This window comes from Paenibacillus sp. JT22N1 (assembly GCF_059692155.1).
In genome coordinates, this window is the sequence record NZ_JCAUAW010000008.1 from 271,500 (window position 1) to 284,534 (window position 13,035).

The 13,035-nt window shown below is 47.3% G+C and carries 13 protein-coding genes; 5 read left to right on the forward strand and 8 right to left on the reverse strand.

Features of this window, described 5'->3' with window-relative positions:
- Positions 1-67: 67 nt before the first annotated feature.
- A complete protein-coding gene (locus AC58UU_RS17635) occupies positions 68-826 on the reverse strand; it encodes an MBL fold metallo-hydrolase (protein ID WP_497317738.1) in 759 nt (252 codons plus the stop codon).
- A 198-nt stretch (positions 827-1,024) separates the two neighbouring features.
- Here AC58UU_RS17635 and AC58UU_RS17640 point away from each other — a divergent pair, with 198 nt between their 5' ends.
- Entirely contained in the window at positions 1,025-1,621 is a 597-nt protein-coding gene (locus AC58UU_RS17640) for a TetR/AcrR family transcriptional regulator (protein ID WP_497317740.1), read from the forward strand.
- A gap of 213 nt (positions 1,622-1,834) precedes the next feature.
- Positions 1,835-3,025, forward strand: coding sequence for an oxalate decarboxylase family bicupin (locus tag AC58UU_RS17645; protein WP_497317742.1), 1,191 nt, complete (start codon positions 1,835-1,837; stop codon positions 3,023-3,025).
- Between the two features lie 67 nt (positions 3,026-3,092).
- Here AC58UU_RS17645 and AC58UU_RS17650 read toward each other — a convergent pair whose 3' ends face one another.
- Positions 3,093-3,992: an SDR family oxidoreductase gene (locus tag AC58UU_RS17650; RefSeq protein WP_497317744.1), complete on the reverse strand. Its 900-nt coding sequence runs from the start codon at positions 3,990-3,992 to the stop codon at positions 3,093-3,095.
- 166 nt (positions 3,993-4,158) lie between these two features.
- Between AC58UU_RS17650 and AC58UU_RS17655 the strand changes: the two genes are divergently transcribed.
- Positions 4,159-4,467: a hypothetical protein gene (locus AC58UU_RS17655; RefSeq protein WP_497317746.1), complete on the forward strand. Its 309-nt coding sequence runs from the start codon at positions 4,159-4,161 to the stop codon at positions 4,465-4,467.
- Between the two features lie 105 nt (positions 4,468-4,572).
- Here AC58UU_RS17655 and AC58UU_RS17660 read toward each other — a convergent pair whose 3' ends face one another.
- The 5 genes from AC58UU_RS17660 to AC58UU_RS17680 all read right to left on the reverse strand — a co-directional run bounded on the left by AC58UU_RS17660 (position 4,573) and on the right by AC58UU_RS17680 (position 9,078).
- Complete coding sequence (locus AC58UU_RS17660; protein WP_497317747.1) at positions 4,573-5,565, reverse strand: agmatinase family protein; 993 nt, start codon at positions 5,563-5,565, stop codon at positions 4,573-4,575.
- Positions 5,566-5,606: 41 nt separating this feature from the next.
- The gene (locus tag AC58UU_RS17665; RefSeq protein ID WP_497317749.1) at positions 5,607-6,368 is read right to left on the reverse strand and encodes an amino acid ABC transporter ATP-binding protein; all 762 of its coding nucleotides are present in this window, start codon (positions 6,366-6,368) and stop codon (positions 5,607-5,609) included.
- Positions 6,365-7,042 (reverse strand): amino acid ABC transporter permease, encoded by a 678-nt coding sequence (locus AC58UU_RS17670; protein ID WP_171645718.1) that lies wholly within the window; start codon positions 7,040-7,042, stop codon positions 6,365-6,367. The genes AC58UU_RS17665 and AC58UU_RS17670 overlap by 4 nt, the downstream gene beginning before the upstream one ends.
- 19 nt (positions 7,043-7,061) lie before the next feature.
- On the reverse strand, positions 7,062-7,895 hold the full coding sequence (locus AC58UU_RS17675) for a transporter substrate-binding domain-containing protein (protein ID WP_497317752.1): 834 nt from the start codon (positions 7,893-7,895) through the stop codon (positions 7,062-7,064).
- Positions 7,896-8,190: 295 nt separating this feature from the next.
- Positions 8,191-9,078: a DMT family transporter gene (locus AC58UU_RS17680; protein ID WP_497317850.1), complete on the reverse strand. Its 888-nt coding sequence runs from the start codon at positions 9,076-9,078 to the stop codon at positions 8,191-8,193.
- A gap of 255 nt (positions 9,079-9,333) precedes the next feature.
- On the opposite strand from AC58UU_RS17680, the gene AC58UU_RS17685 reads away from it, so the two are divergent.
- On the forward strand, positions 9,334-10,965 hold the full coding sequence (locus tag AC58UU_RS17685) for a transporter substrate-binding domain-containing protein (protein ID WP_497317754.1): 1,632 nt from the start codon (positions 9,334-9,336) through the stop codon (positions 10,963-10,965).
- Positions 10,958-12,328 carry a sigma-54-dependent transcriptional regulator gene (locus AC58UU_RS17690; RefSeq protein WP_497317756.1) on the forward strand — a complete coding sequence of 457 codons (1,371 nt, stop codon included), beginning with the start codon at positions 10,958-10,960 and terminating at the stop codon, positions 12,326-12,328. Before AC58UU_RS17685 ends, AC58UU_RS17690 begins: the two co-directional genes overlap by 8 nt.
- A 94-nt stretch (positions 12,329-12,422) precedes the next feature.
- On the opposite strand, the gene AC58UU_RS17695 is transcribed toward AC58UU_RS17690, so the two are convergent.
- Positions 12,423-13,034 carry an SGNH/GDSL hydrolase family protein gene (locus AC58UU_RS17695; RefSeq protein WP_497317758.1) on the reverse strand — a complete coding sequence of 204 codons (612 nt, stop codon included), beginning with the start codon at positions 13,032-13,034 and terminating at the stop codon, positions 12,423-12,425.
- Position 13,035: the final 1 nt, after the last annotated feature.

Consider the following 13,035-nt stretch of genomic DNA (forward strand, 5'->3'; position numbering starts at 1 on the left):
TTAGGTGAACGCTTATTTATTTGTTTTCTATTTAATCTGAGGCTAGCCTGCTCTTCTTTTAAGTCATTCAAAAATAAATGAACTCGCCATCTTGGGGAATAAACACCGAATCTAACGCATTTTGTTTCTCTAGATACGTAGAAAGATCTTTTCTGGATAACGTGCAGTGACTAATTGCATCCATATGCACGGCTACAATTTTAGACGAGGGAGATACCTGTAAGACTTTAATGATATCTTGAGGGGTCATAGTAATTATAGAACCCAACAGCAGCTGAGCCCTTGGTGTATTTAGGATACATACCCTAGGTTGGTACTGCTTAAAAATTTGGTTGATTTGATCGGTGAAAATGCAATCTCCTACTATATACAAGGAGCCCTCATCTGAAGTACTCAGAATATATCCGGATACTGGACCAAGCAATTTAGATACGATTCCCTTTGCGTGCTGGCCACTAATTCTCCTGAAATCAATTCCGCACCATTGATGGGTATCATCTATTGGGAAAATGTTATAGAAACCACAGGATTTAATATATTTTTGATCAGCAGGTTGGCAAAAGACGGGGACATTCTTGTTTAGAACGGTCTTTGCTGTTTTATCGAAGTGATCAAAGTGTAAATGAGTTAGTAGTATAGCATCAATATTTTCAAAAGTATCCAATGTTACGGGGAGAGGTACGGAGGGGTTTCTACGTAAAGTTCTTGTAAAAGGAACTGGAGGGAGCTGTCCCACATCACTTAACATAGGGTCGACAAGAATTCTTTTGCCATTCATTGTAACAAGGGAAGTTGCATTACGGATATGTTGAATAGAAAAAGACATGGCTATCAACTCCTAAATATTAAATATTGCTTCTAAAATAATACCGACCGGTCTGTTTTTAAATTAACACAGCGGTAGGTATTCTGCAAGAAATTTTTTCCACCTTGTATTGCGAGTCTTATGTAATTTTGATTGTTTTTCAAAAAGTAGTATGCTATTTTAAGACCAAACGGTACTTTTTTGATAGGAGGTTGTACCATGCGTAAGGGCCAAATAACGAAAGAACATATCATTCGTGAGTCCGCTGGTTTGTTTAATACAAAGGGATATACGGGGGCTTCCCTATCTGAAATTATAGATCGTTGCGGTATACGCAAAGGCGGAATTTATAATCATTTTGAAAACAAAGATGAAATTGCTCTTGCGGCCTTTGATTATTCTTTTTCGCAAATTCTAGAGCGCCTTTCCAAAGCACTAGAGAATGCATCCAACTCCAAAGAGAGACTGTTGGCCATATGCAAGGTTTATATCGACCTCATTGAAACCAACTCTTTAGAAGGAGGATGTCCGATATTAAATACAGCGATTGAAAGCGACGATGGACACCCTCATCTCAAAGAACGGGCTCAACATGCGATGAAAATTTTTATCGAGAAGCTAACCTTGATCATTAACAATGGCATTGAGCATCAAGAATTTAGAAAAGATATAGATACAGACGAGGTGTGCAGCTATATTATTGCTGTGGTAGAAGGCGGCGTTATGCTGAGTAAATTATTTGATGATAGCAAGTACATTCGACATTGCGCGAGTAATGTTAGGCAATATATCGATGGTCGGATGCTGATCAAGTAAAGTGTGTAAACAGCTTCTGACACTGCAGTTGAGAAATCATATTATTACTATTGTACCTAAATAAAAACAGGGGCCTGCCGCAGCAGGTCCCTATTTTTTATTCATCTATGCAAGTTTTTGTTAGAGATACGAAAGTCATTTACACAGATTCTGTATCATATATCTTTTAGAATGAGTATGCAAAGAACGCGGAACATGAGAGGAGTCAATGAAATGGAAATTCCGAGACGGAATCAAGGTGCGTACGGAAATGTGCCACAGCCCATCCGAAATGACGGAGCGGGAGGGATGGATACCGGTCCTCGGGATGTTATGAGGGATATTGAAAACCCTGACATGCTGGTTCCGCCTGTAACGGATTCTGGCTTGCTCCCTAACATGAAATTTTCATTTTCTGACACTTCTATGACGTTAAATCACGGAGGGTGGTCACGGGAAATCACCGTCAGGGAGCTGCCCATTGCGACCACGCTCGCAGGTGTAAATATGAGCTTGACACCCGGTGGTGTCCGGGAATTGCATTGGCATCAACAAGCAGAATGGTCCTATATGATTTTGGGGCGGGCGCGAATTACGTCAATCGACTCAGAAGGACGAAGCTTCATTGCCGATGTCGGCCCAGGCGACCTGTGGTACTTTCCTCCGGGACTGCCGCATTCCATTCAGGGGTTGGAGCACTGCGAATTCTTGCTCGTCTTCGATGACGGTAACTTTTCAGACCTTAGCACCTTATCGATCTCCGATTGGTTTGCACATACGCCCAAAGATGTACTGTCGGCCAATTTCGGTGTACCCATGAGTGCCTTTAACAACATTCCTTCCGGGCAGGTTTATATCTATCAAGACAAGATTCCTGGTCCTCTGGAAAACGAGAAGGTACAGTCCCCATACGGAACTACACCCCTGAGCTTCAAGCATCAGCTGCTAGCACAAACACCGATTAAAACACCAGGAGGAAGCGTACGAATCGTTGACTCTTCTAATTTTCCAATATCAAAAACTATCGCAGCAGCGCTTGTGGAGATTGAACCAGGTGCTATGAGAGAACTGCATTGGCATCCGAATAACGACGAGTGGCAGTATTACCTTACCGGACAAGGGCGCATGACGGTATTTGCTGGTAATGGGATAGCCCGAACATTTGATTATAGAGCGGGTGATGTCGGCTATGTACCATTTGCTACGGGTCACTATATTCAAAATACCGGTAATCAACCGTTATGGTTTCTGGAAATATTCAAGAGTGACCGATTTGCTGACGTGTCATTGAATCAATGGATGGCGCTTACCCCTCGCGACCTGGTTAGAAACAATTTGCATGTTGGACCCGAATTATTGGATGCGCTTCGCAAAGAGGAATGGCCGGTCGTCAAATATCCGGGATTTTCCTATTACCCTAAGTAAGGGCAAATGGGCGAAGTTATATTTGCGAAAAAGGCATGCTGCACACGAGCATGCCCACCTGCCATTTTCAAGTCTCAGTCATTACGCCGCCATTTACATGCAGTACCTGTCCGGTAACAAAAGAGGAATCATCCGATGCCAAGTAGATGTAGGTCGGAGCAAGCTCGAACGGCTGACCGGCACGTTTCATCGGTGTCTCTGTACCGAATGTTTTTACGTATTCTGCGGAGTAACTGGAAACGATTAACGGGGTCCAAATCGGGCCCGGAGCTACCGCATTCACCCGGATTCCTTGTTTCACTAGCTGAAGCGAAAGCGAACGGGTGAACGATACGATTGCCCCTTTGGTCGATGAGTAATCTACAAGCAAAGGCGCACCTGCGTATGCGGTAACAGAGGCCGTGCTGATGATCGAGCTTCCAGGCTGCAAATACGGGAGCGCGGCTTTGGTCATAAAGAAAAGAGGGAAAATATTGGTACGGAACGTATCCTCGAGCTGCTGGGTACTTATATTCAGGATGCTTTCTTGAGGAAACTGAACGCCCTGATTCAGCACTAGAATATCGATTCTCCCGAAGAATTCCAATGTTTTTCGCACGATTTCATTGGAGAACTCCTCGTCTCTTAAGTCCCCTGCAATCGGAAGGCAGCGTCGGCCATAGCGCGATACCATTTCCACTGTTGCATTAGCGTCTTCATGTTCGTAAAGGTAAGCAATAACTACATCCGCGCCCTCTTTGGCAAAGCCGATAGCCACGGCTCTCCCGATCCCGCTGTCTCCCCCTGTAATAATAGCGACCTTGCCTTGTAATTTCCCGTTTCCAACATAGTCTGGATTGTCTGATATAGGTGTTGGAACCATTAAGTACTCCAAACCTGGTTGTCTGTCTTGATGCTGCGGCGGAAAGGTAATAGGTTTATTTTCGCACTTTGTTTCATAACTGTAATAAGGATATTTCGGGTACATAGCCATCCTCCATTCATTTTTACAACAGCATGATATTCACCCAGATCATGTATGGTTCTGATCAGGTTCTGATTAGGTTCTGATTACGGAAAACTAGTAGGAGTTTTGAAAATGATGTCGAAATATAGGTGAGGTAATAAATACCAATATAAAAGGGGTAAAACGGATGAATCGCAAAAAAACGCTTTGGACATTGATCGTGTCACAAATCGTGTATGTCTTGTTTGTAATTGTATGGCTGTTTGTTGCCGGAATGTCGGTCATGATGTTCGATCATCCCGATGCGGTAAATGATGTGACAACTTGGCTTATTTTTTCTTATATTGTCATTTACCCGCTGGGACTTCTGGGCGCGCTTATCGCGGGATGGATTCTTTTTTCCCGGCGGAGGTATAAGGCTTCGCTGATCTGGAATTGTATCCCGCTGCTCTGGATCGTGCCCTTGCTCGGTTTTTTAGCTTATGCGAATTTATAAACCCATAAGTAAATAGACAAAAAGACACCGCGCAGGTGTCTTTTTGCAATGCCAGCGCCCTTCCGGCAGAAGGTGAGCAAGGCGATGGTGTAGCATTGGGTTCCGTCAAACATGACCAGGTGTAAGCTTGAGCCGCTTGGCCAATCCGGTTAAAAAGTATAAAAGTACGTGCATGCTGATCCGTGTCGTCCGGTCTCGCGTATCTCGGTTCGGGTCCACGCAAACCATGTCCATAGCGATGACGCGGTCCCACGCCCCGAGTACCTCCGCGCAATAAAACAAGTCAAGTGGGGAAAGGCCGCCCGGTCCGATCGCCGGTACTCCAGGCACATCCGACTGATCGAGCACATCGATGTCGAACGTGGCGTATACCACATCGACGTTCATCTTAAGCTTGACGATCGCTTCTTCTAGAATCGTTTGAATGCCGCGTTCTCTGACCTGCTTCGCCGTATATAGGGTAACTCCCTGTTGTTCGGCGTAGGTGCGGTACTGCTTGGAGTTGGCGAAGCTGCGGAGGCCGATTGTCACGACGTCCTCGCCCCGCAAGACTCCGGTTTCCATAAGGCTGCGCACGGGAGTCCCGTTCGATCTCCCCCCAGAAGCTGTGTCCCGCACATCGAGATGGGCGTCGAATTGGATCAATCCGATCCGTTCTCCGCGGACGCGTTGTAGACCGGTTAGTGCTGGATACGTGATCGAATGGTCGCCGCCGATTAAACACGGAACGACGGTCGGGAGCCGTTTCGCCACTTCTTCGAAGGCCTGTTCAATATTATGGTGGCATTGCGGAATATCGGTCGTATGCATGACGATGTCGCCGAGGTCGCGGACGAGCAGCGGTAGCAAATCCAAATCGTCTTCGAAGTTATAAGTTGTGAACGCGCTGAATAACTGGCGGAATACGGTCGGATGCATATGGGCGCCGGAGAAGCTGATCGAGCTCTTCGAAAGCGGCGCACCGATAAGGGCCGCGTGAAACGATTCGGCACCGTCCCATTCGGTGATCCAATCGCTGAGCCGGGTCACGTTAGGATCTCCTTGACCGGGCGTGTAAACCAGGCTCGGCCGCTGTAAATAAGGGATTTGGTTCATCATGAATGCCTCCTATCTGGAATCGAAGCCTCCACGGCTTCGGATCAATTGTTTTGCAGCACCTGGCTCAAAAATGTTTGCGTACGCGGATGCGACGGGTTCGTAAAGATGGTCGAAGGCGCTCCTTCTTCGAGAATAACGCCGCCATCCATGACTACAACCTTATCGGCCACGTCGCGGGCGAATCCCATCTCATGCGTTACGATGATCATCGTCATCCCTTCTTGCGCCAGATTGCGCATCACCTGAAGCACTTCTCCCACCGTTTCCGGATCGAGAGCGGATGTAGGTTCGTCGAACAGCATCACCTTCGGCTTCATGGCAAGTGCGCGGGCAATCGCAACGCGTTGCTTTTGGCCGCCGGACAGACTCGATGGACGGGCATTCGCCTTTTCCTCCAAACCGACCTTGCGGAGCAATTCGAGTGCCAGTAGTTCCGCTACCTCTTTGTGCATGCCGCGTAATGAAATTGGAGCCAGCGTGATGTTCTGCAGCACCGTCATGTGCGGGTAAAGGTTGAACGATTGAAATACCATTCCTACTTCCTGCCTCATCGCATTCAGTTCGTTTTGCGGCATTTCCCGGGAATGTCCACCGGCCGTTATGCGGCCGATTGCCTTTCCTTCGATGAACACGTTTCCTTGTTCGAACGTCTCCAAATAGTTGATGCAGCGCAGCAGCGTGCTTTTTCCCGAACCGGACGGTCCGAGGATGACCACGACTTCCCCGCGATTCACCTGAAGATCCACGCCCCGCAGCACGCGGTTGCTGCCGAACATTTTGTGTAAGCCGTTAATTCGTATCATCGCATGTCATCTCCTGTGCTCAGACGTTTCTCCAGCTTCATCCCAATGAGTCCGATAATGTTGTTGACCACGTAATAAAGAATGGCGACAGCAATCAAAAATTCCAGCGTCTTGTACGTATCGGCGATCAGGATGTTCGCCTGTCGGAACAGCTCCACCACCGTGATCGTGGAAAGCAGCGACGAGTTTTTGGTCAAAGAAATCAGCTCGTTGGTCATCGGCGCCAGCATTCGGATAACCGCTTGCGGAATGATGATCTTCCGCATCGTTTGCGCGTAGGAGAAGCCGATCGATCGTCCGGCCTCCATCTGTCCCCGGTCGATCGATTGGATTGTGCTGCGGATGATTTGCGACGAGTAGGCGCCGCCGTACATCGCCAAGGCGATGATGCCAGATACCCACGGGACCGTATCGATACCGAATAGGATCGGCAAGCCGTAGTATAAGAGGAAAAGCTGGACGAGCAGCGGCGTTCCCCGGAACCAAGAGAGATAGGCGAGGGACAGGAACCGTATCGGTCTGTTTTTGGCCATTTGCCCAAACGAGATGATCGTTCCGACCACGATGCTAAGCGTAAACCCCGCTAGCGTGTAAGCAACCGTATACCATAACGACTTCAGAAGGAGACGAATGTTTTGCCATTCCGCCAGGATGCTAAAATCAAGATGCTGCATGGTCAACCCTCATTTCCTGTTATTCGAACCATTTTTTGACGATTTCGTTGTATTTACCGTTCGCTTTTACTTTCACGAGTGCTTCGTTAACGGCTTTCTGGAATTCCGGATTATCTTTGCGGATACCGTACCCGTAATATTCCTGCGTCAGTTCTTTAGGCAGTACCTTCACTGTGCCTTTTTCTTTAGCGTACGTCTTGGCAGCAGGTCCACCTGTTACGACGGCTTCGACTTTACCGGTCTCGAGCTCCAGAAACATTTCGGTGTTCTTCTCAACCTTCACCAGCGGAATGTCCTTGTGGTTCTCTTCTAAGAATTTGACGGATTTGGTGCCGATTTGCACAGCTACTTTCTTGCCTTTCAATTCTTCGATGCCTTTGATCTTGTCATTGTCTTTTTTGATCATGATCGCCAGACCGCCCGGGTAGTATGTTTCCGAAAAATCGATTGTCTGTTTACGTTCGTCGGTAATGTACATGGCAGAAACGATCAAGTCGAATTTCTTAGCCTGCAAGCCTGGAATCAGCCCCTTGAACTCCGTATCAACGAATTCCACTTTATCCGCACCGAGTTCTTTGGCAACCGCTTGAATGAGCTCGATGTCAAAACCATCGTATTTGTCGCCCGATTTGTATTCGAACGGCTTGAAAGTTGCATCCGTTCCGACTGTAAGTGTTTTGTTCTTTGCGATTTTTTGCAGCACTTCGTCCGTGCTGACTTTCGCCGATGCACTCGTCGTTTTGGCCTGTTCGCTCGGAGCGGGATTCGCTTTCCCGCCACCGCAAGCGGTTGCAAGAATTGTTAGTACGCACAAGACAGCGAGAAGCATTACTTTTTTCGTTTGGTGAGTCATTGTTTTTTTCCCCCATTGTGATTTAATTGTTACTGCAATTCTATTAAAGCAAGTTTCATGCCAACAGTTTGATAGAGAAAAAAACATGAGTGTTTGTAAGGGTTTTCAAATAAACCTGGCGATAACGAGAGGATTCGCTAGGAGAGACAAAAGCGGCAGTTTTTGCCGCTGCGGTGGATTTCGCCGCCCTTTTGATAGCCAACGGCAAAATTTAGTTTTAATAGCAAAGGGGCTGTCCCAAAAGTAGATAAAACTCTACCTGAGGACAGCCCCTTTTTTGGCATAGTAAACTTCTTCATTCGTTCGCTTTGCTTAAGTGTTTTGCTTTTGATGGGAATTTAATGTTACCTGTCGTTAGAACAATACTAAGAAGAACGAGTATCGCACCTATATATCCTCTAAAGCCAAGGATTTCTTGTGCAAACCAGAACCCACAAATAGCTGCAAAAACAGGTTCTAGTGAAAAAATTAACCCCGTTCGAGCTGGCGAAGTATATTTTTGGGCAATAATCTGTAATACAAACCCTAAACTGCAAAAGATACTAAGCATGAGAATTGCAAACCATCCAGTAGATGTTTTTGGTAGCGAAGGTGTTTCGAAAATTATGGAAAAGATGAAACCAAACAATCCAGTAAATCCTAGTTGCAGAATACCTAGACTAAGAGTATCAAATCTTCGTGCAGCGAAGCTTGCCACAATAATGTGAACGGCATATAAGAATGCAGCCGCTATACACAAAAGATCACCAATACTCATAGTAAGAGGAAATTGTAAAGTCAGAAATGCAATTCCCGTTATTGCTATTATGATGCTGAGCATAGTTTTTTTTGGGATTTTGTTTTTGAAGATGAAAGTGCTAATTAAAGGAACGAAAACAACGGTTAAGCTTATTAAAAACCCTGCGTTGGAAGTTGTCGTTGTCTTCAAGCCAAATGTAATCAAGGTGAATATAGCAAATAAGATAAAGCCTAGGATGAAGGAATAAAGTAAGATCTTTAAGTTAATCTTCTGCAGCAGGTGTCGGGAAAAGATGATAGACGCAAGAATAAAGGCTAATCCAAACCTAAGAGCAATTAAATTAAACTCCTGTATCGAATCTAGGCCCATTTTCATAAATAGGTAAGAAGATCCCCAGCATATGGTGACAAATAACATGATAAGATCAGCTTTCAGCGGTTTCAATTTTGTTTCTCCCTGAATGAATGTAGGTAATGATTCTTTGCTAGTTTCCAAGATGAATTCCTCCTTGTTGTCTCGATTATTATACAATAGAGCAAAGTAGGAGCACAGGGCGGGACGAGCTTAATCTGTTTACTGACTTCAACCCTCTGCAAACCGTTGGACATCAGAGACCGGGCCGTAGTGGAGTGAATCGTGAAATTTCCCGAATTGAGATATAATACTGACTATCCATGATAGAGAGGGGATGAAAGGATAATGCGCAGAGATGGTCTTGTTACTGGCATTCCACTTCTCTGTATAGTGCTTGCTATGTTTGCAGCGACCTTTTGCTTCCCGTTTTCCGCTGCGGCTGCCGGTGATACGCCATCCGAGCTGCGGCAAGTGATTCGCGTTGCCGGCGATAACAGGTTTCCACCGTTCGAGTTCGAGGTCAACGGTACATTTCAAGGTTTTAACGTCGATATGATGAACGCGCTTTCCATTGAAACCGGGATTACGTTCGAGTTTTATCCGATGCCGTGGAGCGAAGCGCTGAAGGCGCTGGAAGCGGGTCGGGTGGATGCCATCCAAGGGATGAAATACAGCAAGGAGCGTGCGTCGCTATACGCCTACTCTGAGCCGTATTTTACAAGTACGCAGGCGATCTTCGTGTTGAAGGACAATTATTCCGTGTTCTCGCTTGATGACTTGCAGCATCGGAAAATAGCCGTACAGGAAGGCGATATTAGTGGGGAAGCGTTGCAACGGCTTCATAATGCCGTCGTACTCGCCGAGGAAAATCAGGAGAAGGCAATCCAGATGCTTTTGGAGCGCAAGGTGGACGCTTTTATCGGCAATCAAATTACCGGTCAGTATTTACTGCAAAAGGATAGCCAGCAGGACAAGGTGAAACTCGTCGGCGATCCGATTTCTCCTACCGACTATGGCATGGTCGTCCTGAAGCGGAACGAACAGTTGCTTGAGCCGATCAACGTAGGGCTGCGGAAAATCAAAACAAACGGTACGTACAAGAAAATTGAACGCAAATGGTTCGGCGAATACATTTATCCGTCCTCTCGCAATATACGCGGCATGCTTACTTATTTTATCATCGGCCTGGTCGCCATAACCTGCGTGCTGCTTATCTTTTTGTGGTGGAATTTTACGCTAAAGAAAGAATTGAAGAAGCGCGTCGACACTTACAAAAAAACGCTGGACGAGCTTGCGCGTAAAGATAGGATGCAATCGTTAGGCCAATTAGTGGCAGGGATTGCCCACGAAATTCGCAATCCAATTACATCCATTTTATCCTATGCCCAGCTCCTGCCAACCAAATATGAAAACAAGGAATACCGCGAGTTTTTTGCGCAGCACGTAACTGGGGAAGTGATGCGGTTGAACCGGATCGTCGGCGAACTGCTGGACTTCGCGCGGGACAAGCCGCCTGAGAAAACGACTTTTGCTATCAGCGAAACCATTCAAGCCGTCATACTGCTGTTCCATCAGCTGTTCGAGAACCAACGGATCGTTGTCCGGCTTGAAGTGCCGGAGTCTTGCGTTGTTTGGGCGGATGCCCAGCAAATCAAGCAGGTGCTGATTAATTTGCTCAAAAACGCGATCGATGCGATGAAGGACGGTGGACAGCTGCAGATAACGGCTTACAGCGATGGTCCCCATGTCATGATGACGATTGAAGATACCGGCGAAGGCATCGATCCCCGGGACTTGGCGAACATTTATGAACCTTTCTTCACACGAAAAGCCGGAGGGGTCGGGCTTGGGCTGTCGATTTGCTACCGGCTGATGACCGAGAACAACGGGGGGATCGAAGTGGCAAGCAAGAAGGGAAGCGGAACCAAGGTGACGCTGAAATTACCGGGCGATCAGGAGGAGAGCGAACGTGCATAAACCGAATTTGCTTATTATTGATGACGAAATCTCGATCTGCAAATCGTTGTCGTTTATTTTGGAAGACGATTATCAAGTGTATACGTCTGTTGACCCTGACGAGGCGGTCGCTTTGTTCGCGCATCTTTCGTTTGCGATCGTGCTCTTGGATCTGCGAATCGGCATGAGGGACGGCATCGAGGTGCTGAGGACGGTCAAGCAAATGTCACCTAAGACGGTCGTCATCATGATGACCGCGTTCGGCAGCATCGCTTCCGCCGTTGAGGCGATGAAGCTAGGCGCTTTCTATTATGTGCAGAAGCCGATCGATATGGAGGAGCTCAAGGTACTGTGCGGAAGAGCGCAGGAGCAGTATCACCTTCAATCAAGGGTGGAATGGCTGGACGGAGAAATCCGCAAAGCCTACGACGTGCACGGTCTGATCGGCGAAAGCGATCGGATGAAGCACGTGTTTGCGCTTATCGATAAAGTGAAGAACATCGATTCTGGCATTCTGATCCTGGGGGAAAGCGGGACGGGAAAAGAACTGGTCGCCCGTGCCGTTCATTTTGCAGGGGAGCGGCGGGAGCAGGTGTTTTCCACGATTAATTGTGCCGCCATTCCTGCCAATTTGATGGAATCCGAGCTGTTCGGCTATGAAAAAGGCGCGTTTACAGGCGCGAATGTACGCAAAGCTGGCATTTTCGAGACAGCAGACGGGGGCACCTTGTTTCTCGACGAAATCGGTGAGCTCGATATCGGGTTGCAAAGCAAGCTGCTGCGGGTGCTGCAGGAGAAGACGGTGACGCCAATCGGAGGGCATAAGGAGAAGCGGATCGATGTTCGGATTATTGCCGCAACGAACCGGGATTTGAAGAAAGAAGTGCAGCAGGGCAAGTTCAGGGAAGATTTGTATTATCGGTTGAACGTCATTCCGATCGAGGTTCCGCCGCTCCGCGAGCGAAAGGAAGATATCCCGCTGCTAATCCGGCATTTTATGGACAAAATCGGCGGAAAAATGTCCAAGCAAATAAAGGGCATCTCGCAGGAAGCGCTCAATCTGCTGAACGACTATCCTTTTCCAGGCAACGTACGGGAGCTTCAAAACATTATCGAGCGCTCAATCGCACTCGCGGACGGCGAACATTTGACGATCCGAGATATGCCGATGGACCTCCAGCCCCAGCGTGCGCAAATGGCAGACGGTCGGCTCGTTCCCGTTTATGTGGGCGATACCGCCCTAGAGGCTGAGAGAAAGCTCATATTGGCAACGCTTCGGGAGCTTGGAGGAAACCGCCGCAAAACAGCTGATATGCTGGATATCGGCGAACGTACGCTGCGAGACAAGATGTCTAAATATAAGGAGGAAGGATCATTCCCTTAACTTGTGGGATTGTCCTTTTGCCACGAGATTCATGCTCATGATCTGATGAATCAAAAGCCGTCCCAAGGTTCATGAACCTAGGAACGGCTTTTTTTCACAAACTTAATAAAAAGGGGATCGCCATATCCGCAATACGCCGATGCCCTGCCTCATTCGGATGCAAGCCATCTGAAGTAAAGAGAGGCAGCGTTAGCTTATTAAGCCCGCTTTGTTCATACAGATTAAGGACAGGAAGCGCGTACAGAAGAGCAATATGCTTAATGGCTTTGACATAATCGAATAAACGGTGCCCAGCTGCGTTGATGTAGAAGATGTCATAACCATCTTTATCCCGCTGCAGCGGTGTCCACAAGCTTAGGCGGCAGCGCGGATTTTTCGTCAAAATATCTTCGATAAGGGTCGTGTAGGCTCCATAAAACGTATAAATATCGTTCGAACCGATGTCGCCAATAGGTTTATCCAAGCGAAAATCATTCACTCCCGCAAAGACGGTGACGCAATCCAAGGAAGCATCTATCGTTTTGCCCACATGTGTCGTAGCTCCGTAGTCGCGGTCGCCTCCGGCAGTCATCGGACAGCCGCTTTTCCCATAATTGATCACGCTCGAAAAGCCTAGCGCAGACTGAATGAGAGGCTGATATCCGCCTGCTTCGGTAATGCTGTCACCGAGTGTTCCCCAGGTTTTTCCTACCCACTTACTTTGCATT

What these genes read in the sequence shown, in the direction of transcription:
- AC58UU_RS17635 (WP_497317738.1), bottom strand. Translation starts at nt 826, where the DNA reads ATGTCTTTTTCTATTCAACATATCCGTAATGCAACTTCCCTTGTTACA.
- AC58UU_RS17645 (WP_497317742.1), top strand. Translation starts at nt 1,835, where the DNA reads ATGGAAATTCCGAGACGGAATCAAGGTGCGTACGGAAATGTGCCACAG.
- AC58UU_RS17675 (WP_497317752.1), bottom strand. Translation starts at nt 7,895, where the DNA reads ATGACTCACCAAACGAAAAAAGTAATGCTTCTCGCTGTCTTGTGCGTA.
- AC58UU_RS17670 (WP_171645718.1), bottom strand. Translation starts at nt 7,042, where the DNA reads ATGCAGCATCTTGATTTTAGCATCCTGGCGGAATGGCAAAACATTCGT.
- AC58UU_RS17685 (WP_497317754.1), top strand. Translation starts at nt 9,334, where the DNA reads ATGCGCAGAGATGGTCTTGTTACTGGCATTCCACTTCTCTGTATAGTG.
- AC58UU_RS17655 (WP_497317746.1), top strand. Translation starts at nt 4,159, where the DNA reads ATGAATCGCAAAAAAACGCTTTGGACATTGATCGTGTCACAAATCGTG.
- AC58UU_RS17665 (WP_497317749.1), bottom strand. Translation starts at nt 6,368, where the DNA reads ATGATACGAATTAACGGCTTACACAAAATGTTCGGCAGCAACCGCGTG.
- AC58UU_RS17640 (WP_497317740.1), top strand. Translation starts at nt 1,025, where the DNA reads ATGCGTAAGGGCCAAATAACGAAAGAACATATCATTCGTGAGTCCGCT.
- AC58UU_RS17660 (WP_497317747.1), bottom strand. Translation starts at nt 5,565, where the DNA reads ATGATGAACCAAATCCCTTATTTACAGCGGCCGAGCCTGGTTTACACG.
- AC58UU_RS17650 (WP_497317744.1), bottom strand. Translation starts at nt 3,992, where the DNA reads ATGTACCCGAAATATCCTTATTACAGTTATGAAACAAAGTGCGAAAAT.
- AC58UU_RS17695 (WP_497317758.1), bottom strand. Translation starts at nt 13,034, where the DNA reads ATGCAAAGTAAGTGGGTAGGAAAAACCTGGGGAACACTCGGTGACAGC.